General features: G+C 73.4%; 15 protein-coding genes and 1 riboswitch. Of the genes, 9 read left to right on the forward strand and 6 right to left on the reverse strand.

Translation table 11 applies throughout. The annotated features are described in order from the left end of the window. Positions 1 to 62: 62 nt before the first annotated feature. The gene (locus ACFYXA_RS11595) at positions 63 to 485 is read right to left on the reverse strand and encodes an ANTAR domain-containing protein (RefSeq protein WP_389031106.1); all 423 of its coding nucleotides are present in this window, start codon (positions 483 to 485) and stop codon (positions 63 to 65) included. 238 nt (positions 486 to 723) lie between these two features. On the opposite strand from ACFYXA_RS11595, the gene ACFYXA_RS11600 reads away from it, so the two are divergent. Beyond that, entirely contained in the window at positions 724 to 1,680 is a 957-nt protein-coding gene (locus tag ACFYXA_RS11600; protein ID WP_389031109.1) for a helix-turn-helix transcriptional regulator, read from the forward strand. Positions 1,681 to 1,712: 32 nt separating this feature from the next. Here the strand turns inward: ACFYXA_RS11600 and ACFYXA_RS11605 are convergent, their stop codons facing one another. Continuing rightward, a complete protein-coding gene (locus ACFYXA_RS11605) occupies positions 1,713 to 2,807 on the reverse strand; it encodes a YihY/virulence factor BrkB family protein (protein WP_389031112.1) in 1,095 nt (364 codons plus the stop codon). 52 nt (positions 2,808 to 2,859) lie between these two features. Continuing rightward, positions 2,860 to 3,056: riboswitch (cobalamin riboswitch) on the forward strand. Between the two features lie 29 nt (positions 3,057 to 3,085). Between ACFYXA_RS11605 and ACFYXA_RS11610 the strand changes: the two genes are divergently transcribed. The 4 genes from ACFYXA_RS11610 to ACFYXA_RS11625 are packed head-to-tail and all read left to right on the forward strand — an operon-like array spanning position 3,086 to position 5,790. After that, a complete protein-coding gene (locus tag ACFYXA_RS11610) occupies positions 3,086 to 3,805 on the forward strand; it encodes an energy-coupling factor ABC transporter permease (RefSeq protein WP_352253154.1) in 720 nt (239 codons plus the stop codon). Continuing rightward, complete coding sequence (locus ACFYXA_RS11615) at positions 3,802 to 4,179, forward strand: energy-coupling factor ABC transporter substrate-binding protein (RefSeq protein ID WP_389031115.1); 378 nt, start codon at positions 3,802 to 3,804, stop codon at positions 4,177 to 4,179. Before ACFYXA_RS11610 ends, ACFYXA_RS11615 begins: the two co-directional genes overlap by 4 nt. A 7-nt stretch (positions 4,180 to 4,186) precedes the next feature. Beyond that, positions 4,187 to 4,936, forward strand: a complete 750-nt coding sequence (cbiQ, locus tag ACFYXA_RS11620) for a cobalt ECF transporter T component CbiQ (protein ID WP_130440010.1) — start codon at positions 4,187 to 4,189, stop codon at positions 4,934 to 4,936. Continuing rightward, positions 4,933 to 5,790 carry an ATP-binding cassette domain-containing protein gene (locus ACFYXA_RS11625; protein ID WP_352253148.1) on the forward strand — a complete coding sequence of 286 codons (858 nt, stop codon included), beginning with the start codon at positions 4,933 to 4,935 and terminating at the stop codon, positions 5,788 to 5,790. The genes cbiQ and ACFYXA_RS11625 overlap by 4 nt, the downstream gene beginning before the upstream one ends. A 37-nt stretch (positions 5,791 to 5,827) precedes the next feature. Here ACFYXA_RS11625 and ACFYXA_RS11630 read toward each other — a convergent pair whose 3' ends face one another. Further along, a complete protein-coding gene (locus tag ACFYXA_RS11630; RefSeq protein ID WP_389031119.1) occupies positions 5,828 to 7,891 on the reverse strand; it encodes a discoidin domain-containing protein in 2,064 nt (687 codons plus the stop codon). A 174-nt stretch (positions 7,892 to 8,065) separates the two neighbouring features. Then, a complete protein-coding gene (locus ACFYXA_RS11635) occupies positions 8,066 to 10,231 on the reverse strand; it encodes a SpoIIE family protein phosphatase (RefSeq protein ID WP_389031122.1) in 2,166 nt (721 codons plus the stop codon). Between the two features lie 227 nt (positions 10,232 to 10,458). Between ACFYXA_RS11635 and ACFYXA_RS11640 the strand changes: the two genes are divergently transcribed. After that, a complete protein-coding gene (locus ACFYXA_RS11640; RefSeq protein ID WP_352253140.1) occupies positions 10,459 to 12,504 on the forward strand; it encodes a SpoIIE family protein phosphatase in 2,046 nt (681 codons plus the stop codon). A 29-nt stretch (positions 12,505 to 12,533) separates the two neighbouring features. Here the strand turns inward: ACFYXA_RS11640 and ACFYXA_RS11645 are convergent, their stop codons facing one another. Both ACFYXA_RS11645 and ACFYXA_RS11650 read right to left on the reverse strand, forming a co-directional pair. After that, entirely contained in the window at positions 12,534 to 13,640 is a 1,107-nt protein-coding gene (locus tag ACFYXA_RS11645) for a sugar ABC transporter substrate-binding protein (protein WP_389031126.1), read from the reverse strand. Then, the gene (locus ACFYXA_RS11650) at positions 13,637 to 16,180 is read right to left on the reverse strand and encodes a SpoIIE family protein phosphatase (protein WP_389031129.1); all 2,544 of its coding nucleotides are present in this window, start codon (positions 16,178 to 16,180) and stop codon (positions 13,637 to 13,639) included. The genes ACFYXA_RS11645 and ACFYXA_RS11650 overlap by 4 nt, the downstream gene beginning before the upstream one ends. 234 nt (positions 16,181 to 16,414) lie before the next feature. Between ACFYXA_RS11650 and ACFYXA_RS11655 the strand changes: the two genes are divergently transcribed. The 3 genes from ACFYXA_RS11655 to ACFYXA_RS11665 all read left to right on the forward strand — a co-directional run bounded on the left by ACFYXA_RS11655 (position 16,415) and on the right by ACFYXA_RS11665 (position 19,675). After that, positions 16,415 to 17,521: a substrate-binding domain-containing protein gene (locus ACFYXA_RS11655; RefSeq protein WP_352253134.1), complete on the forward strand. Its 1,107-nt coding sequence runs from the start codon at positions 16,415 to 16,417 to the stop codon at positions 17,519 to 17,521. Between the two features lie 76 nt (positions 17,522 to 17,597). Further along, positions 17,598 to 18,380 carry an ATP-binding cassette domain-containing protein gene (locus ACFYXA_RS11660; protein ID WP_389031133.1) on the forward strand — a complete coding sequence of 261 codons (783 nt, stop codon included), beginning with the start codon at positions 17,598 to 17,600 and terminating at the stop codon, positions 18,378 to 18,380. Continuing rightward, on the forward strand, positions 18,374 to 19,675 hold the full coding sequence (locus tag ACFYXA_RS11665; protein WP_389031136.1) for a sugar ABC transporter permease: 1,302 nt from the start codon (positions 18,374 to 18,376) through the stop codon (positions 19,673 to 19,675). The genes ACFYXA_RS11660 and ACFYXA_RS11665 overlap by 7 nt, the downstream gene beginning before the upstream one ends. Positions 19,676 to 19,755: the final 80 nt, after the last annotated feature.

Genomic DNA, 19,755 nt, shown 5'->3' on the forward strand with positions numbered 1-19,755 from the left:
TTCCCCCTCCGGTGTTCCGCTCCCCGCAGTGGACTCTACGTCAGGGAGAGCGTCACCGAGAGTCAGTGGGAGTCAGCGCGGGAGCCGCCCCGGGAGCCGACGCCCGGGTCGGCCAGGGAGCCGACGCCGGAGCCCAAGCCTGAGTTCCCACCGGAGCCCACGCCGGAGTCCTCCCCGGCACCGGATCGCGGGTCCGTGCGGCTCAGCGCCGAGACGAGCGCGTGATGGATCTCGTCGGGCAGCCAGCCGCAGTGGGCGCCCTGCACCACGTACTCCGCGACCTCCCGCAGCTTGGTGTTGGTGTGCTGGGAGATCTCCTTGAGGACCTCCCAGCCCTGCTCGGGGCGCAGACGCCCGACGGCGATCACGACACCGATCGCCTGGTCGACGACCGCGTGGGAGGCGACGGCCCGCTGAAGCTGGTCGACCTCCGCCTCCAGGGCGGCGATCCGCTCCTCGGACTGCTCCCGGGCACCACCCGTCACGAACCGTCTTCTTCCCTCTCGCGCGCCCTCACACCCGTCAGCCCTCTCCGTCATCTTTCCCAGCTTTCAGGCCGAGCCGGGCTCCGGCCGCACACAGAACGAACGACACCGCCGGGGCCGTCCGAAAAACGAATGCGATCCCGTTTGCGGGGCATCTGAGGTACGCCGGCGGCCGGCGGTCGCCGGTCGTCTCCGCACCGCGCGGGACGTCTGACATCGAAAGGACCCGGTATCCGGGATGGACACGCTGTTCTTCGACAGTGACGACTTGGGCCGGACGGAGGACTTCCTCAGCCAGGCCTACGCCAGGATGCGGATCGGCAGCGGCACCGCAGAGGCGGGCCGCGCGCAGATCAGCCGCAGCGCCATACCGTCGGTGACCGTCGACGAACTCGACCTCGACTTCGAGATGAGCTACTCCGTCACCCCGCTGGGCAGGATCTGCCTCTGCCTGGTCCACGACGGGACGGTCGAGGACCACGCCTTCGACGGCGTCCAGGACTCCTTCGGCCCCGGTGACGTGGTGTCCTTCGCCCCGCCGGACCTGCCCTACTCCGGCCGGATCTGCAACGCCCGCTACAACATCACGATGCTGGACACCGATCTGCTCGCCCAGGTCGCCTCCGCCGCGCCCGGCCGCAGACCCGAGCCGGTACGACTGACCGGCCACCGGCCCCACTCCGCCGCCGCGGCCCAGCACCTGCGGCGCAGCATCGTGTACGTCCGCGACCACATCCTGACCGAGCCCGAGCTCGCCGATCAGCCCCTGGTCGCCTCCACCGCCGCCCAGGGCCTGGCCGCGGGCGTGCTCGCCGCCTTCCCCAACACCGCGCTCACCGAGCCCACCGCGACCGACCGCAACGACGCCCGCCCCGCCGTGCTGCGCCGTGCGCTGGCGTACATGGAGGCCCACGCCGGCGAGCCCGTCACCGTGGCCGAGATCGCCGCGGCCGCCCATGTCACGGTCCGGGCGCTGCAGTACGCGTTCCGGCGGCACATGGACACGACCCCCCTGGCCCATCTGCGCCGGGTGCGGCTCTCCCACGCACACGCCGACCTGGTCGCCGGGACACCGCTGGACACCACGGTCACCGATGTCGCCGCCCGCTGGGGCTTCTTCCACCCGGGCCGCTTCGCCACCCTCTACCGCGCGTCCTACGGCCGCCCGCCCCACCGCACCCTCGGCGAGGACTGAACCCCCCACGGGCGGCCCACCCCCGGCGGACCCTATCCGTCCTCCGCCCGCTGCCGGTCGTCCTCGTCCGTCTCCCGCCGCTGGTCCTCCTCCATCCGCCGCTGGTCCTCCTCGGTCCACGCGCGCGTGTCACGCGGCGGCACGTAGGGCTCCTCGTCGTCGGGCAGTCCACCGGCGACGGCGCGCTGCCGCGCGAGTTCCGCGTCGAACTCCAGGCCGAGCAGAATGGCGATGTTGCTGATCCACAGCCACACCAGGAACACGATCACGCCGGCGAGCGTGCCGTAGGTCTTGTTGTACGAGGCGAAGTTGGCCGCGTAGAACGCGAAGCCGGCGGAGGCGACCAGCCAGATGAGCAGGGCGAGCACACTGCCCGGGGTGATCCACTTGAAGCCGCGGCCCTTGACGTTCGGCGTCGCCCAGTACAGCAGGGCGATCATGATCGTCACGAGGACGACCAGCACCGGCCACTTGGCGATCGACCACACCGTCAGCGCGGTGTCGCCGATGCCCAGCGTCTCGCCCGCCCGGCGGGCCAGGTCACCGGTGAAGACCACGATCAGCGCGCTGATCACGGCCAGCACGAGCAGCGTCACCGTGACGCCGACACGGACCGGCAGCACCTTCCAGACGGGGCGGCCCTCCGGCATGTCGTAGACGGCGTTGGCGCTGCGGATGAACGCGGCGACGTAGCCCGAGGCCGACCACACGGCGAGGACGATGCCGACGACCGCCATGATCGAGCCGACCCCGCCGCGGCCCTGAAGCTGAGTCACCGCATCGCTGATGATGTCCCGGGCCGAGCCGGGGGCGAGCTTCCTGACGTTCGCGAGGACCTCGTCCGTCGCCGACTTGCCCGCGACGCCCAGCAGGGACACCAGCACCAGCAGGGCGGGGAACAGCGACAGGATGCCGTAGTAGGTCAGCGCCGCCGCCCGGTCGGTGAGCTCGTCGTCCTTGAACTCCTTGACCGTCCCCTTGAGCACCGCCCCCCAGGAGCGTTTGGGCAGCTGCGTGGGCTCGTCCGGTGCCCGCCGTTCCACCGACTCGTCCGGGCCGGGCTCGCGCTCCCGGCCGGTCTCGGTGGGGCCCTCGATGCGGTGATCGGATTTGGATGTCCGTGCCATAGCACCGGAGTAACCCTTTGGGCAGTGGAATAACATGCCCGCTTGCCAGCACGTTTATATGGGCACTACTGTCACCACGCCTTGGTGAACGGGAAATCCGGTGTGATGCCGGTGCGGCCCTCGCCACTGTGATCGGGAAGTCTGGCTCCGGCCCTCACGGGCAGCCACTGGGTCCTCGGACCCGGGAAGGCGGAGCATGGGCGGTGGTACCCGTCAGCCAGGAGACCGGCCAGGGCGCGTCAACCATCCACGAGGTGCTGGAGAGGGTCTGCCAAGCCATGCACATTGCCGAAGGTTTCCTTCCTCCGGCGCACGCGGTCGCCTGGGGTGTCGCGTCGGCGCCGTTCGTCGTCCACGGAGTGCGCTGCCTCAACCGTGAAGTGCGCGAACACCCCGAGAGCACCCTGCTCCTCGGCGCGTCCGGAGCCTTCACCTTCGTCCTGTCCGCGCTGAAACTGCCGTCCGTCACCGGGAGCTGCTCCCACCCGACCGGGACGGGGCTGGGCGCCATCCTCTTCCGGCCGCCGATCATGGCGGTGCTGGGCACGATCACCCTGCTCTTCCAGGCGCTGCTGCTCGCCCACGGCGGTCTGACCACGCTCGGCGCCAACGTGTTCTCCATGGCGATCGTCGGCCCCTGGGCGGGCTACGGCACGTACCGGCTGCTGCGCCGCTTCGCCGTGCCGCTGATGGTGGCGGTGTTCTTCGGCGCGTTCGTCGCCGACCTGTCCACCTACTGCGTCACCAGCGTCCAGCTCGCGCTGGCGTTCCCCGACCCCGGCAGCGGGTTCCTCGGCGCGCTGGGCAAGTTCGGCTCGATCTTCGCCGTCACGCAGATCCCGCTGGCCGTCAGCGAGGGGCTGCTCACGGTGCTCGTGATGCGTCTGCTGGTGCAGTCCAGCAAGGGCGAGCTGACCCGGCTCGGCGTGCTGGTCGCCGGCCGGAAGACCGAGGCCGGCGCCGAAACCGACAGCGACACCGAGGCGGTGGCCCGGTGAGCCGCAACACGAAGATCAACGCGCTGCTGCTCCTCCTCGTCGTCGCGCTGGCCGTGCTGCCGCTGGCCCTCGGGCTCGGCGACCACAAGAAGGAGCCGTTCACCGGCTCGGACGCCGAGGCGGAGACCGCGATCACCCAGATCGAGCCCGACTACAAGCCCTGGTTCTCCCCGCTGTACGAACCGCCGTCCGGCGAGATCGAGTCGGCCCTCTTCGCGCTCCAGGCCGCGCTCGGCGCGGGCGTCCTCGCCTACTACTTCGGGCTGCGCCGCGGCCGCCGCCAGGGCGAGCTGCGGGCCCTGGCCCGGGCGGACGGCCCCGACGGCACGCCGTCCGAGGCCGCCTCGGCGCGGTCCGCCTCCGAACCGGCCTGAGCGCCCCGTGCTGCCGATCGACGCGGCGGCGCACAGCAGTCGCTGGCGCCGCCGCCACCCCGTGGACAAGGCCGTGCTCGGCCTGGGGCTGACCGTACTGGCGATTTCGCTGCCGCCGTGGCCGGGAGCGGCCCTGGTCCTTGCGGCGGCGCTTGCCGTGCTGCTGGGCCCGGCGGGCGTCCCGGCCCGCCGGCTGTGGCGCGCCTACCGGGTGCCGCTGGGCTTCTGCGCGACCGGCGCGGTCACCCTGCTGGTGCGGGTGGGCGGGCCCGGCGGATGGGTGGGCTGGGCCGACGGCGGGCCGGCCCGCGCCGGGGAGCTGATGCTGCGCACCTCGGCGGCCTCCCTCGGCGTCCTGCTGTTCGCGTTCACGACCCCGATGTCGGATCTGCTGCCCCGCCTGGTGAAGGCCGGGGTGCCGGCGCCGGTCGTCGACGTCGCGCTGGTGACGTACCGGATGAGCTTCCTGCTGCTGGACTCGGTGCGCCGGATCCGGGAGGCCCAGGCGGCCCGGCTCGGGCACACCGGCCGGGCGGCGGAGTGGCGTTCGCTCGCCGGGCTGGGCGCCACCGCGTTCGTGCGGGCCTTCGACCGGGCGACGCGGCTTCAGGCCGGGCTCGCCGGACGCGGCTACGACGGCACCCTGCGCGTGCTGGTGCCCGAGGCGCGCGTCTCCGTCCGTTTCGTGGCGGCCGCCCTCGGGCTCCTCGGGGCCCTGGCCGTCCTGACCCTGATCCTGGAAAGGCCCCTGACATGAGCGAGCTGGTCGCGCTGCGGGGCGCCTCCTTCGCGTACGAGGACGGCCCGACCGTGCTCGACGGTCTCGACTTCGAGGTCCGCGAGGGGCGCGCGCTCGCCCTGCTGGGCCGCAACGGCAGCGGCAAGACGACGCTGATGCGGCTGCTCAGCGGTGGACTGCGGCCCCGCAGCGGGGAGTTGAGGGTCGAGGGACGGCCGGTGTCGTACGACCGCAAGGGGCTGACCCGGCTGCGGACGACCGTCCAGCTGGTGGTGCAGGACCCGGACGACCAGTTGTTCGCCGCGTCCGTCTCCCAGGACGTGTCGTTCGGGCCGCTGAACCTCGGCCTGTCCGACGGTGAGGTGCGGGCCCGGGTGGACGAGGCGCTCGCCGCGCTGGACATCGCCGCGCTGGCCGACCGGCCCACCCATCTGCTGTCGTACGGGCAGCGCAAGCGGACGGCGATCGCGGGCGCCGTCGCGATGCGGCCCCGGGTGCTGATCCTGGACGAGCCGACGGCCGGGCTCGACCCGGACGGCCAGGAGCGTCTGCTGGCCACGCTGGACTCGCTGCGGGCGTCCGGCACCACGGTGGTGATGGCCACGCACGACGTCGACCTCGCCCTGCGCTGGGCCGACGACGCGGCCCTGCTCACTCCGTCCGGCGCCCACACCGGTCCCGCCGCCGAGGCCCTGGCCCGCACGGACCTGCTGCGGCAGGCGGGGCTGCGGCTGCCATGGGGCGTGGCGGCGGCGCGACTGCTGCGCGCGCAGGGCCTGTTGGACGCGTCCGAGCCGGGTCCGCGCAGCCCCGATGAGCTGAACGCCCTGACGGCGGCGCCCCTCGCGGCCCCGGGTCCGGCCGACTCCTGACGGCCGGACCGCGGAGGTCCGCGGCGGGAGGCCCGTGTCAGCCGCTGTGGACGCCGACCTCGTGGAGCGAGTAACCCCATTCGGTGCCGCGGGTGACGCCCTGGACGCGGACGTAGCGGGCCGGGGTGGCGGTGAAGCGGGCCGTGTCCAGGCCGCCGTCGCCGGCCGTGGTCGACCAGGCGGTCCGCCAGGTCACGCCGTCGGTGGAGAGCTCGATCCGGTACGCCTTGCCGTAGGCGCGCTCCCATTGCAGGGTGACGCGGCTGACCGGGTGGGTGGCGCCCAGGTCGATGCGCAGCCACTGGTCGTCGCTCCAGTCGCTGGCCCAGCGGGTGCCGGCGTCGCCGTCGACGGCGCGGCCCGGGGCGTAGCTGGTGAAGAGGCTGAACTCGGCCGAACTTGCCGTCGCTGACGCCCCCTTGGCGAGGTCGACGCCGGCCTGGTGCCGCTCGGTGCCGCCCCAGGTGCCGAGGTAGGACTCGGCGCCGCGCAGGAGGTCGTCGACGACGTCCCGGCCGCCGACGAGCCGGATGTCCTCGATCCAGTCGGGGATCATGCCGGCGTGGGCGGCGCCGTCGGTGTTGAAGTCCCAGGTGCGCTGTCCTGTGGTCTGCCGGTCGATGACGGAGCCGCCGTCGGCGCTCTTGAAGGGGTAGACGACCTTGTCGGCCGCGTCCGCGCCGCGCGGGGCGGGGTGGTCGCCGATGCCGTTGAAGTCGGTGCCGTAGCCGTAGCCGACGCCGTACTTGTCCCGCAGCGCGTCGGTGCGCTTCGCCTCGGCGCTGAACTCCTTGGAGCCGTGCATGTACTGGGCGACGAAGCCGCCGACGGCGTAGACCCGCTCGGTCCAGTCGGCGTCCATCCAGCTGTGCGAGGAGATGACGCCGGGGTAGGACTCGGCCTCCAGGATGTCGAGGACCCGGCCGGTGGCCTTCACGCTCATGTGGTCGATCTCGACCATCATCTTGCGCTTCATCAGGCCGCGCAGGGCGTACTCGCCGAGGCCGGTGAGCCCGCGGACGTTGCACCGGGCGTCGGCCGCGTAGCGGGGCGCCTCGGTGCCGGCCGGGAGGTCGGCCGCGGCCTTCGAGGCCGCCACGTCGCCGATGGGGTTGTCCTTCTGCGGGCCGGTGCACTTCTCGGTCTTCCAGAAGGTGCCCGTGGACAGGAACTGGCCGACGTTGATGGCGGTACCGAGGCCGTGCTCGTCGAAGCGGACGCCGCAGAGCGCGTTGTCGAGCTTGTGGCACAGGAACATGCTGCGCACGCCCAGCGCGTACAGCTCGTCCAGGCCCTTGTCGATGTCCTCCTTGCTGCACTGCGCGATGTCCAGGATCTGCTTGCAGCCGAACGGCTCGGAGGTCTCCACGCCCAGTACGACGGCGAGTTTGCCCTGCTGGATGACCTGGCGGGCCTGCGCGCTGTCGGTGACGACGCGGAACCACCCCTTGCCCGTGCCGCCGTACATCTTGTCGACGTAGGCCTGGAGGTCGTAGGTCAGCTTGGCCTGGAGCCGGATGGAGGTCATCTCGTCGCAGCCGCGGTCCTTGAAGAAGTAGACCGAGCAGATCACGCCGTTGGTGACGAGGTCGTTGACCAGGACGCGCTGGCCGCCGCGCCAGGCGCGCTCGACCCAGGCGTAGTAGTTCGCCTGGTGGGTCATCGAGTCGTAGGCGGGCCAGTCCTTGAAGGTGGGCCAGCCGGCCGGGTCGTGGCGGCCGTCGCCGCCGTGGGTGATGTAGTCGAAGACGGCGAGGGTGCCGTCCGGGTAGTGCTCGGGACAGTCCTTGAGGGCGTCGGCGACGCCCGCGGCGGAGAACGGCTTGCCGCAGATGAGGCGGCCGCCGAACGCCTCGTTGGACATCAGGTGGTTGTGCGCGTCGACGAACCCGCGCACCTTGCCCTGGGCGTCGGTCCCGGTGAACGGCTCACCGGTGACGTCGATACCGGAATCCGGCGCGGGCCGGGCGGTGGGCGTCCACCAGTCGGCCGCGGCGGCCGAACTAGGGGTGGGTCCGAGCACCGTGGCGAGCACCAGGAGGAGCAGCGACACGACGGTGACGTCTTTGCGTCCGCGGTGCGGGCGTCGAGCCTTGGTCACTGCTCACGTCCTTGGGTTGTCATGACCGGTACAGATATGCGACGAGGATCACCACTGCGGCACGCCGCGTCAAGAGGTCGAAACGGAACGGGAGTTGATCGATCAGCGCGGCATGCGCGAGCCGGCCCGCCCGAGGCGGCGGGCGACGGCCGGGCAGGGCCGCGGGCGGGACCGTCAGAGCCGGGAGGCGCCGTCCGGGGTGAGGTCCTGCTCGGCCCAGATGCACTTGCCGTCGTCCATGTAGCGGGCGCCCCAGCGGCGGGAGAGCGCCGACACCAGGTACAGGCCCCGCCCGTTCTCGTCGGTCTGCGCGGCGCGGCGGATGCGCGGCGTGGTGAGGCTGCCGTCGTACACCTCGCAGACCAGCGACCGGCTGCGCAGCAGCCTGAGGCTTATGGGCCCCTTGGCGTGCCGGATCGCGTTGCCGACGAGTTCGCTCACCACCATCTCGGCGGTGGCCTCCAGTTCGTCGAGCCCCCACTCCGCGAGCTGGCGCCGGACGTGCCGCCGGGCCTCGGCGGCGGCCCTCGGGTCCGCCGGGAGCGGCCAGGAGGCCACGTCGCCGGGGGCGGCGGCCCGGGTGTGGACGAGGAAGAGGGCGGCGTCGTCGACGGCCCGCGGCCGGTCGCCGGTCAGCGCGGCGGTGACCATGCCGCACAGTTCGTCGAGGCGCTCGCCGGCGTCGGCGGCCTCGTCGGCGGGGCGCCCGGTCGCGAAGTAGCCGGTCCGCGCCACGGCGTCGCGCACGGCCCGCGTCAGCCGGTCGACCCCGTCCTCGCTGTCCCCGCCCACCGAGCGGACCAGCCCGTCGGTGAAGAAGACGAGCACGCTCTCCTCCGGCAGGCGCACCGCGCCGGTGTCGAACGGCGGGCAGGCGGCCCCCAGCGGCGGGTTCGCGGCCGGCTCGGGGTGGTGGACGCTTCCGTCGGGGTGGACGACGACGGGCGGCGGATGGCCGGCCCGGCAGAAGGTGCAGATCCGGCCGACGGGGTCGAACACCGCGTACAGGCAGGTGGCGTAGCTGTCCTCGCCGAGCTCCTCGACGAGGTCGTTGAGGTGGACGAGCACCTCCTCCGGGGGGAGTTCGAGGTCGGCGAGGGTGCGCACGGCGGTGCGAAGCCGTCCCATGGTGGCGGCCTCGGCGATGCCGTGGCCCATCACGTCGCCGACGACCATGGCGACCCGGTCGGCGGACAGCGCGATGAGGTCGTACCAGTCGCCGCCCACCGCGGCGCCCTCGCTCGCCGGGAGGTAGCGGGCGGCGGCCGTCGCGGCCGGCAGGGAGGGCAGGGACCGCGGCAGCAGCCCGCGTTGCAGGGACTGCGCGCGGTCGTGCTCGGCGTCGTACAGCCGGGCCCGTTCCAGCGCCTGGCCGACGAGCCCGCCGAGGGCGGCCAGCAGGGTGCGCTCCTCGTCGCTGAAGGTGCGCGGCAGGGCGAAGGAGACGACGCAGCAGCCGATGTCGCGGCCGGACGCGACGAGCGGCAGGAACGCCCACGCGTTCTTGTCGGGGTGCGTGAGGGCGCGCAGGCCGGGGAAGCGGCGCAGGAACTCCTGGGTGCTCTCGACCAGCAGCGGGCGGCGCAGCCGCAGCACCTCGGCGACCAGGGCGTTGGAGTCGGTCGGCACTCCGTCGATGTGGCGGTCGAGGAAGTCCTGGCTGTAGCCGACGGACCCGACGACACGCATGCGGCCGTTCTCTATCGCCTGGATGACGAGCCCGTCGGCGCCGAACGGGCCGAGCACATGGCGGGCGACGGTGTCGACGACGTCGGTCGCGGTGACGGCCTCGGCGAGCGCTGAGGTCAGCTCCGTCATCCGGGCGGCCCGCAGCGCCCCGCCGAGCACGGGGTACGGCCGCCGCCCGAGCCGGCCGGCCATCCAGCGCGCCACGGCGGTCAGGAAGGACCGCTGGTGGGCGTCGGGCGCCTGGGCCTGCCACAGCAGCAGGGTGAGGACGCCGAGCCGCCCGTCGGCACCGTGCAGCGGCACGGACACCATGGCGCGGCAGCCGCTGCGCGCGCCCTTCACGGCGTCCCAGTGCAGCGAGCCGTCGCGCATGGTCCGCGCCGGAGTGGTGTCGCTGTCCGCCGACAGGTGCGCCCACTCCTCGACGAGCCGGTCCGGGAGACCGCCGGCCACCACCAGGCGCATTCCGGCGTCCGTGTCGCTGCGCAGATGGACGAACCCGCCGAGGGCGCCGGTCCCGGCCGTCGCCTGCTGGAGGGCCAGCGTCAGCGCCTCGTAGGGCGAGAGGTCGTGGCTCTGCGCCTCCAGGAGGGCCAGCCTGGCCGCCGCGGAGGGTTCCGTGAGGGTGAGAGGTGCGTCGTCCGTCGTCATCGGGTCACCCGTCCGGGCCGCGGCTTCGCGCCGGCGTGGACGGCTGCCGGGGCATCGCGTTCATCGGACTGCTCCAGCTTACGACGGGGGGCGCGGGCCGACCCGTCCAGCGGCCGGGGCGTGAACGTGTTGCCCCGGCGTGCGTACTGTGACTCAATCGGATAGCTGACTGCACGGATCTCGGCGGTACCCCTCGCCGCGCCGGCGTGCCGGAGGGAGCGGCTCGTATGTACGGGGATGTGACCGAGGGCGGTGACGAGATCACGGCGGCGCCCAGCGGGCTGCTGGACCTCCTCAAGGTCGCCGCGGTGGTCCTCGACGCGGTGGGGAACATCGCGCTGTGGAGCCCCGAGATCGAGCAGCTGCTCGGCTACCCGGCCGAGGAGGCGCTCGGGCAGCGCGGTGACCTGCTGCTGGTCGCTCCCGAGAACCGGCAGAAGGTCCGGGAGCTGTTCGCCCAGGTCCGCTCCGGCGCCCGGTGGGCGGGCGTGTTCCCGCTGCGGCACCGGGACGGCACGGAACGCGCCGTGGAGTTCCGCACGATGCGTCTGCTGGACGCCGAAGGCCAGCCCCATCTGCTCGGGCTGGCGACGGACGCGCGGACCGTGCGGGTGGTGGAGCGGGACCTGGCCCTCTCCCACAGCCTCGTCAACCAGACCCCGCTGGGCATCGCCGTCTTCGACAACGACCTGCGCTGGGTGGGCGTCAACCCGGCGCTGGAGCGCATCAACGGCCTGCCGGAGTCGGCCGTGGTGGGCCGCCGGGTGGGCGAGGTGCTGCCCGGCCTTGACGTCGAGGCCATCGAGAACCGGATGCGGCACGTCCTGGCGACCGGCAGGCCCCTGCTGGACCAGCAGACGGTCGGGCGGACGGCGGGGGACGTCCAGGATCGCGCGTACTCGGAGTCGTACCACCGCATCGAGGACACCAACGGCCGGGTCCTCGGTCTCGCGATGGCCGTCCTGGACGTCACCGAACGCCAGCAGGCGGCCACCGAGATCGCCCACGCGCGGCAGCGGCTGTCGGTGCTCGCGGACGCCGGGGTGCGGATCGGCACCACGCTGGACCTCCAGCAGACCGCGCGGGAGCTCGCCGGGGTGGCCGTGCCGCACGTGGCCGACCTGGCCGCCGTCGACATCCTGGAGTCGGTCGTCGCGCACGAGACGATCACGCCCGTCAGCGGCGACGCCCCCGCGGAGTTCCGGGCGCTGGCGGTGGCGGCCGGGTACGCCACCGACGCCATCCACGCCGCCGACCCGGTCGGCGAGCTGGCCACCTACGGCCCCTCGCGGATCATCACCCAGTGCGTCCGCGAGGCCCGTCCGGTGCTCGTCGAGCGCGTGGACGGGCGGACCATGCGGCGCATCGCCCGGGACGGGCGGGCCGCGCAGGCGCTGCACGAGGCGGGTGTGCACTCGTACATGGCGCTGCCGCTGCTGGCGCGGGGCAAGGTGCTCGGCACGCTCAGCCTGTACCGCACGGTCAACGAGTCGCCCTTCGACGAGCAGGACCGCGTCCTCGCCGCGGAGATCGCCGCCCGGGCCGCGATCTCCATCGACAACGCCCGCCTCTACGGCCGTGAGCGCGCCACCGCCCTGACCCTGCAGCGCAGTCTGCTGCCCTCCGCGCCGGCCCGGCGGGAGGGCCTGGACATCTCCGCCCGCTACCGGCCGGCGCTGAGCGAGGTCGGCGGCGACTGGTACGACGTGCTGCCGCTGGGGCCCGGACGGACCGGGCTCGTGGTGGGGGACGTCATGGGCAAGGGTGTCCAGGCCGCCGCGATCATGGGGCAGTTGAGCACGGCCACCCGGGCGCTGGCCCGGCTGGACCTGCCGCCGGCCGAGCTGCTGCGGCACCTCGACGACATCGCCGGCTCGCTCGGCGACGCCATCGCCACCTGTGTGTACGCGGTGTGCGATCTGCGGGTCGGCAGTTGCGCGCTGTCGAGCGCCGGTCATCTGCCGCCGGTGCTGGCCTCGGCGGGGGGCGAGGCACGGCTCGTCGATGTGCCGGGCGGTGTGCCGCTGGGGGTGGGCGGGGTGGACTTCGGCACCGTGGAGCTCGAACTGCCGCCGGGTTCGCTGCTGGCCCTGTACACCGACGGGCTGGTGGAGAACCGGGCCGAGCCGATCGACGCCGGCCTCGGCACGCTGACCCGCCTTCTGTGCAGCCCCGCTCCGAGCCTGGAGCGCACGAGCGACGCCCTGCTGGACGCGCTGCGCCCGGAGCCCGACGACGACGTGGCGCTCCTGCTGGTCCGCACCCGGAGCTGAGCGCCCGCCTCCCCGGGTGTGCGGGGGCCTCAGTCGAGGAGCCCGGCCCGGTCGCAGGCGGTCCGCAGCTGCCGGGTGCAGATCTGGGCGACGGTGTAGGCGCCGGAGTCGACGAGGGCGCGCTTGACGGTGCGCGCGGTCACCGGGGTGGCGTTGAGCAGCACGGCCGGGATGTCCTGGTCGGTGGGGCTGTCGATGGTCGTCGTGGCGACCTTGCTCAGGTCCTGGCCGCGGCCGAGGGCGACGGCCATGGCGGCGGCCGCGTCGGCCTCCTTCTCGAAGGGCTTGTAGACCGTCATGTACTGCTCGCCCTTGACGATGCGCTGCACGGCGTCCAGGTCGGCGTCCTGGCCGGTGACAGGCGGCAGTTCGGCGACGCCGGCGCTCTTGAGCGCGGAGATGACACCGGAGGCCAGAGCGTCGTTGGCGGCGAGGACGCCGTCGATCCGGGCGGCGCCGAGGGCCGCGAGGGCCGCCGTCATGTCGGCGTGGGCGTTCTGCGCGGTCCAGCCCTCGGTGTCGTAGGACCGGGCGATGCGCACCCGGCCGGTGAGGACGGACAGCGCGCCCTTGCGGAACCAGGCGGCGTTGGCGCTGGTGGGGTCGCCGTTCATCATGACGACGCTCGCCTTGTCGGCGGGGCCCGCGGTGCCCGTGGGGCGCTTCGCGTCGACCGCGCCGAGCAGCGCCTCGCCCTGGAGCCGGCCGATGTGCCCCCCGTCGAAGCTGACGAAGCCGGAGATCGGGCCCTCGGCGAGCCGGTCGTAGGCGAGGACGGGGACGCCCGCCTTGCGGGCCTCCTGGATCGAGGAGCGCAGCGCCCTGGTGTCGGCGGCGTCGAGGATGAGGACCTTGACCCCCTTGGTGATCATGGAGAGCATCTGCTGCCGCTGGCGTGTGACGTCGCCCTCGGCGTTGGCGTGCTCCATGGTGCAGCTGGGGCACAGCTCCTTCACCCGCTTCTCGATCAGCGGTTTGTCGTGGTTCTCCCAGCGGGGCGTCACCCGGTTGGGGAGGAGCAGGCCCACGGCGAAGCCGTCCGCGCGTGACTGCTCCTCTCCCCCGCACGAGGCCAGGGACAGGGTCATCAGCGCGGCGGCGAGGGCCGCGGCGAGGTGCCGGGCGCGGGCTCTCACGGCGGGCCTCCCGGGTGCGGGCGGGATCCGGCGCCGGTCCGGGCGGGCTCGCCGTCGGGCGACGGCGGCACGGAGATCTCGCAGTAGACCTGTTTGCCGCCGGCCACCGGCACCGACCCGAAGGACTCCGACATCGCCTCGACCAGCAGCAGACCCCGGCCGCCGGTGGACTCCCAGTCCACGATCACCGGTTTGGCGGGGGCGCGCGGCGAGGAGTCGCTCACCGAGACGCGCAGCCGGTCCCCGCGCAGCATCAGGTCCAGCCGGACCGAACCCTGGGTGTGCACCAGGGCGTTGGTGACGAGTTCGGAGACGACGAGGAGGACGGCGTCGGCCGCCTCCCCGACCTTCCAGCGGCGCAGGGTGCGGGCGGTGAAGCGGCGGGCGTGCATGACGGCGTCGGGGAGGCGCCAGACCATCCAGCCGGACCGGATCGGCCGGGTCTTCATGCCGTCGTAGCGCAGCAGGAGCAGCGCCACGTCGTCCTCGCGCCGGCCGATGTCGCCGAGCAGGTCGTCGGCCGTGCGCCCGAGGTCGGCGGGATCGGCGGCGGCGAGCGCGACGCGGGTGCGCCGCATGCCCTCGTCCAGGGGGAGGTCGGCGGCCTCGACGAGGCCGTCGGTGATCAGGGCGAGGACGGTGCCGGGGGCCAGTTCGACGGCGGTCATGGGGAAGTCCGCCTCGGCGACCACGCCCAGCGGGGGGCCGCCCTCGACCTCCACCTCCTCGGTCGTGCCGTCGGGGCGGCGCACCAGCGGGGAGAGATGCCCGGCCCGCACCACCAGGGTGGTGCCCTCCTCCGTGTCGAGTTCTACGTAGCAGCAGGTCGCGAAGAGGTCGGTCTCCATGCCGACGAGGAGGCGGTTGGCGTGGGAGACGACCACGTCGGGCGGGTGGCCCTCCATGGCGTACGCGCGGACGGCGGTGCGCATCTGGCCCATGATGGTGGCGGCGCCGGCGCTGTGGCCCTGCACGTCGCCGATGACCAGCGCCACCCGGTCCTCGGACAGGGCGATGACGTCGTACCAGTCGCCGCCGACCTGGAGGCCGCGCCGGGCGGGCAGATAGCGGGCGACGGCGGCCCCGCCTGGCAGTTCGGGCAGCCGCCGGGGCAGCAGGCTGCGCTGGAGCATCGTCGCGAGTTCCTGCTCGGCGTCGTGGGCGTGGGCGCGTTTGAGGGCCTGGCCGACGAGGGCGGCGGTGGCGGTGAGCAGGGAGCGCTCCTCGGGCACGAACTCGTGCGGCTGGTCCCAGCCGACGATGCAGACACCGGCGACGCGGCCCTTGGCGGGCAGCGGCAGGACGGCCAGTCCGCCCGCGCCGACCTCGGCGAGGCCGGGTTCCAGGGCGGTGCCGGCCGGCCACAGGTCCATGCGGCCGTCGGCGAGGGCGGAACGCAGGGTGGGCAGGGCGCGGACGGGCGCGTCGGGCCATTCGCTGCGCCACTCCGCCCGCCACGCCTCGGGCCAGGCGGCGGGCTGCGGCGGGTCGAGCAGGGCGACCATGAGGCGGTCGTCCTGGAGGGCGGCGAGCGCCACATGGTCCGCGCCCAGCGGCTCGCGCAGGGCGGCGACGACGACCTGGCCGACGTCGCTGACGGTGACGGCCTCGTCGAGGGCGGCGGTCAGCCACTGGATGCGGGCGACGTCGTCGGTGCCGCGGGGCAGCACCGGGGTGGCGGTGACCACGCCGAGCACCCGCTCCAGCCGCTCCCCGGCGGCGGGTTCGACCCGGCAGCTCATGCTCAGCCAGCGCGTCTCCCCGGTGGGGCAGCGGACCCGGAACTCCAGTTCGCGCCGGCCGGAGGTCTGGGCGGACGGTTCGAGGACCGACATCAGCGCGTGCATGTCCTCGGGCAGGGCGTGCGCGAGGAGGGTGTCGGCCTTGCCGTCGAAGTCGTCGGGGGTGATGCCGACCAGGTCGAGGAGGGTGTCGTCGGCCTCGACCAGACCGGTGTCGGGGACCAGGGCGAAGGCGCCGACGCCGAGGCTGCGCAGGGCCGGCCCGAGCAGCGCCGGCGGCGGGCCGGCGCCGGAAGGGAACAGGTCGGTGACGGCCTCGGCGTACCGCTCCAGGAAGCGGCGCTGCTCGGGCTCGAAGCCGTCCGTGACCTCGGGGGGCGTCCCCACGACGACCAGGCAGCCCCGGCGGGGGCCGTCCGCGCCGAGGGGCAGCGCGCCGAGCGAGGCCCCCGCGCGGGGCGGGACGGGGCCGCCCTCGGGGCACAGGGAGAGCGCCTCGGGGTTCAGCCACAGCGGCCGGCCGGTGCGGAAGGCCTGGGCGGCCGGCGAGCGGCCGGCCAGGGACAGCCGCTCGGGCAGGTGCGATCCGGGCAGGGGGGAGCCGGCCGTGTCGACCAGCCGGAGTTCTCCGGCGCCGGCGCCGAGCGCGTAGACCGCGGCCAGCGTGGCTCCGGCGAACTTCAGGGCCCACTCCCCGGGGCCGGTCCGCGCCGAGGGCCGGACGCCGGTGTCCGCCGGCCCGGCCTCGGACGCCCACAGCTGTGAGACCCCGGCGTGGGCGCCGCCGTCGTGAGGCATGTCCGCTACGACCTCCCGTCCATGCCGCAGGTGCCGGGTTGAGATCGGGGCACCCGCACACCAGAATCGCATATACGGACCAACTGAACATTTCCACCCTATGGCCGTCGACGGCAGACGCCCGGCGGCCGCCCGGCACTCCTGTGAAACCGTCCCATGAGCGCGATCCCGTCCCATGCGCCCCTCCGGCCACGCCACGCGAGGAAGGACGAGGGCGGACGAGGGAGGCATCACATGAAGGCCCGCATCCACCCCATCCCCCGCCTCAGGGGGGCGGCCGCCGCCGTGACCGCGGTGTCGGCGGCCGTCGCCCTCGCGGCCTGCGGATCGGAGGCCGCGGACGGATCCGGCGAGGGCGGCGCGCCGAGGATCGCGGTGCTGCTGCCGGACAACACCACGGCCCGCTGGGAGACCCAGGACCGGCCGCTGCTGGAGAAGCGGATCAAGGAGCTGTGCGCCGACTGCGTGATCGAGCACGTCAACGCCAGGGGTGAAGTCGCCGTCCAGCAGGCGCAGATGGACTCGATGATCACCAAGGGCGTGGACGCCATCGTGCTCGTCGCCGTGGACGCCCGCTCGCTCGGCGCGACCGTCGCCCAGGCCCAGCGGGCGGGCATCCCCGTCATCGCCTACGACCGTCTCGCCCACGGCCCGATCTCCGGTTACGTCTCCTTCGACGGCGTGGAGGTCGGCAGGCTCCAGGGCCGGGCGCTGCTGCGGGCCATGGGCGACAAGGTGCCCGGCGGCCAGATCGTCATGATGAACGGCGACCCCAGCGACCCCAACGCGGTGTCCTTCAAGGAGGGCGCCCTGTCCGTGCTGCGCGGCAAGGTGCGGATCGGCAAGTCCTACGACACCGCGCAGTGGCGGCCCGAAGCCGCGAACACGAACATGGCCGCCGCGCTGTCGAGCCTCGGCGCGGACGCCGTCGACGGGGTGTACGCGGCCAACGACGGTCTCGCCGCCGGAAGCGTCTCCGCCCTGAAGGCGAACAAGGTGGCCCCGCTGCCCCCGGTCACCGGGCAGGACGCCGAACTCGGGGCGGTGCGGCGGATCGTGGGCGGCGACCAGTACATGACGGTCCTGAAGGAGTTCGAGCCGGAGGCCTCCGCCGGCGGGACCATGGCGGTGGCCGCGGCGCGCGGCGAGCGCCTCACCGAGACGGCCACGGGCGAGGTCCGCACGAGCGACGGGCACAGCGTCCCCGCCGTGCTGCTCACCCCCGTGCCGGTCACCGTCGACAACATCAAGGAGACCGTGGTGAAGGACGGCGTCCACACGATCGGGCAGATCTGCGTCCCGGACCTGCGGGCCGCCTGCGAACGGGCGGGACTGACCTGACGCGAGGACGGGACGCGCCCCGCGCGGGGACGGCGGCGCGAGCGGCCTCCCACTCGTGCGCCGCCCCGGGAAGGAGATGGTGTCCGTGCCGGACCCCCCTCTGCTGGCTCTGCGCGGCGTGTGCAAGCGCTTCGGCGTCGTCGAGGTCCTCACCGACATCGAGCTGGAGATCCACGCCGGTCAGGTCGTGGCACTGCTGGGGGACAACGGGGCCGGCAAGTCCACCCTGGTCAAGGTGATCTCCGGGGTCCTTCCCGCGGAGAAGGGCGTCATCGAGTGGGAGGGCCGGGCGGTCCACATCCGCCGCCCGCACGACGCCCGCGACCTCGGCATCGCCACCGTCTACCAGGACCTCGCGCTGTGCGGGAACCTCGACGTCGTCGCGAACCTCTTCCTCGGCCGGGAGATCCGCCGGTACGGGTTCCTCGACGAGGTCGAGATGGAGCGCCGCACCCGGCAGCTCCTGGAACGGCTCACCAGGCGGCTGCCCGACCTGCGCGGCCCCGTCGTCTCGCTCTCCAGCGGCCAGCGGCAGACCGTCGCCATCGCCCGCTCGCTGCTGGCCGAACCGCGGGTGCTGCTGCTGGACGAGCCGACCGCGGCGCTGGGCTTCGAGCAGACCACCGAGGTCCTCGACCTCGTCGACCGGCTCCGCGACCGCGGCCTGGGCGTCCTGCTCATCAGTCACAACATGGGCGACGTGAAGGCGCTCGCCGACCGCGCGGCGGTGCTCAGACTCGGCCGCAACAACGGCTTCTTCGACGTGAACACCGTCTCGCAGGAGCAGATCATCTCCTCCGTCACCGGCGCCACGCAGAACATGCCCCGCAGGACGGCCTCCCGGGAGGCGCGGTGGTGAAGAACATGCGCGACCGGCGTGAGGCCCGAGAGGCCACGGACAGTGCCCGGGCCGAACCGGTCGCGGGCGGCGCCGCACCCCGCTGGCCGCGCGCCGGGCACGCCCTGGTGAGGGCCGCCGAGGGCGCGGTCGGGGTCGTACGGCGCAAGCTGAGCGCCGGCGAAGTGGGCTCGCTCCCGGTGGTGCTGGTCCTGGCCGTCGTCTGGATCGTCTTCCAGTCCATGAACGACAACTTCCTCTCCCCGCGGAACCTGTCCAACCTCAGCGTCGACATCGTCGGCACCGGGCTGATCGCCGTCGGCATCGTCTTCGTGCTGCTGCTCGGCGAACTCGACCTGTCCGTCGGCTCGATCAGCGGCCTCGCGGCGGTCGTCTTCGCGGTGCTCAACGTGCAGCACGGGGTGCCGGAGTGGCTCGCCCTGGTCATGGGGGTGCTCGCGGGCACCCTGGCGGGCACGGTCCAGGGCTACTCCATCGCCCGGACCAGGGTGCCGGCGTTCGTGGTCACGCTGGCCGGACTGCTCACCTGGAACGGGCTGATGCTGTCCGTCCTCGGCGACAGCGGGACCGTCAACCTCGACGAGAACGGGCTGGTCGCCCGGCTGACCAGCTACTACTTCACCCATGACGCCGTCGCCTACGGGGTGGCCGCCCTCGCCGCGAGCGCCGTCTTCCTGGTGGCCGACCGGGACCGGCGCCGCCGCAGAGCCGTCGGTATGCCGCACCGCTCGCTGCGGGACATCGCGGTCCGCTCGGGAGGGCTCGCGGTGCTCGCCTTCGCGATCGCCTATCTCCTCAACCGCTTCCAGGGCCTGCCGCTCGCCCTGCTGATCTTCCTGGTGATCGTGGCCGGCCTGGACGTGCTGCTGCGCCGCACCCACTACGGGCGGCAGGTGTACGCGCTCGGCGGCAGCCTCGAGGCGGCCCGGCGCGCCAGCCTGAGCGTGACCCGGGTGCAGACGGCGGTCCTCGCGGTCTCGGGCACCATGGCCGCCGTCGGCGGTCTCTTCCTGGCCTCGCGGATCACGTCGGTGAGCCAGAGCTCGGGGCAGGGCGTCCTGCTGGTCAACGCCATCGCCGCGGCCGTCATCGGCGGCACGAGCCTGTACGGGGGACGCGGGACGACCTGGTCGGCGGTGCTGGGCATGCTGGTCATCCAGTCGATCGCCTCCGGCATGGCGATCACGGACACACCGACCGCCGTCCAGTTCGTGATCACCGGCGGGGTGCTGTTCGCGGCGGTCGTCATCGACTCGCTGTCACGACGCTCGCAGGAGGCGCACGGGCGGGCCTGACCGGGGGCGCGCGACAGGCGCGACAGGCCTGACCGGGGGTGGCGCGACGGGCCTGACCTGCGGGAGCGGAGCCCACGCTT

The sequence above is a fragment of the Streptomyces sp. NPDC002566 genome, assembly GCF_042889585.1.
Lineage (GTDB): Bacteria > Actinomycetota > Actinomycetes > Streptomycetales > Streptomycetaceae > Streptomyces.

Bases quoted from the DNA above. Each gene is read 5' to 3' on its own strand.
- ACFYXA_RS11600 (WP_389031109.1), top strand. From the start codon at position 724: ATGGACACGCTGTTCTTCGACAGTGACGACTTGGGCCGGACGGAGGAC.
- ACFYXA_RS11605 (WP_389031112.1), bottom strand. From the start codon at position 2,807: ATGGCACGGACATCCAAATCCGATCACCGCATCGAGGGCCCCACCGAG.
- ACFYXA_RS11610 (WP_352253154.1), top strand. From the start codon at position 3,086: ATGCACATTGCCGAAGGTTTCCTTCCTCCGGCGCACGCGGTCGCCTGG.
- ACFYXA_RS11625 (WP_352253148.1), top strand. From the start codon at position 4,933: ATGAGCGAGCTGGTCGCGCTGCGGGGCGCCTCCTTCGCGTACGAGGAC.
- ACFYXA_RS11635 (WP_389031122.1), bottom strand. From the start codon at position 10,231: ATGACGACGGACGACGCACCTCTCACCCTCACGGAACCCTCCGCGGCG.
- ACFYXA_RS11640 (WP_352253140.1), top strand. From the start codon at position 10,459: ATGTACGGGGATGTGACCGAGGGCGGTGACGAGATCACGGCGGCGCCC.
- ACFYXA_RS11650 (WP_389031129.1), bottom strand. From the start codon at position 16,180: ATGCCTCACGACGGCGGCGCCCACGCCGGGGTCTCACAGCTGTGGGCG.
- ACFYXA_RS11655 (WP_352253134.1), top strand. From the start codon at position 16,415: ATGAAGGCCCGCATCCACCCCATCCCCCGCCTCAGGGGGGCGGCCGCC.
- ACFYXA_RS11660 (WP_389031133.1), top strand. From the start codon at position 17,598: ATGGTGTCCGTGCCGGACCCCCCTCTGCTGGCTCTGCGCGGCGTGTGC.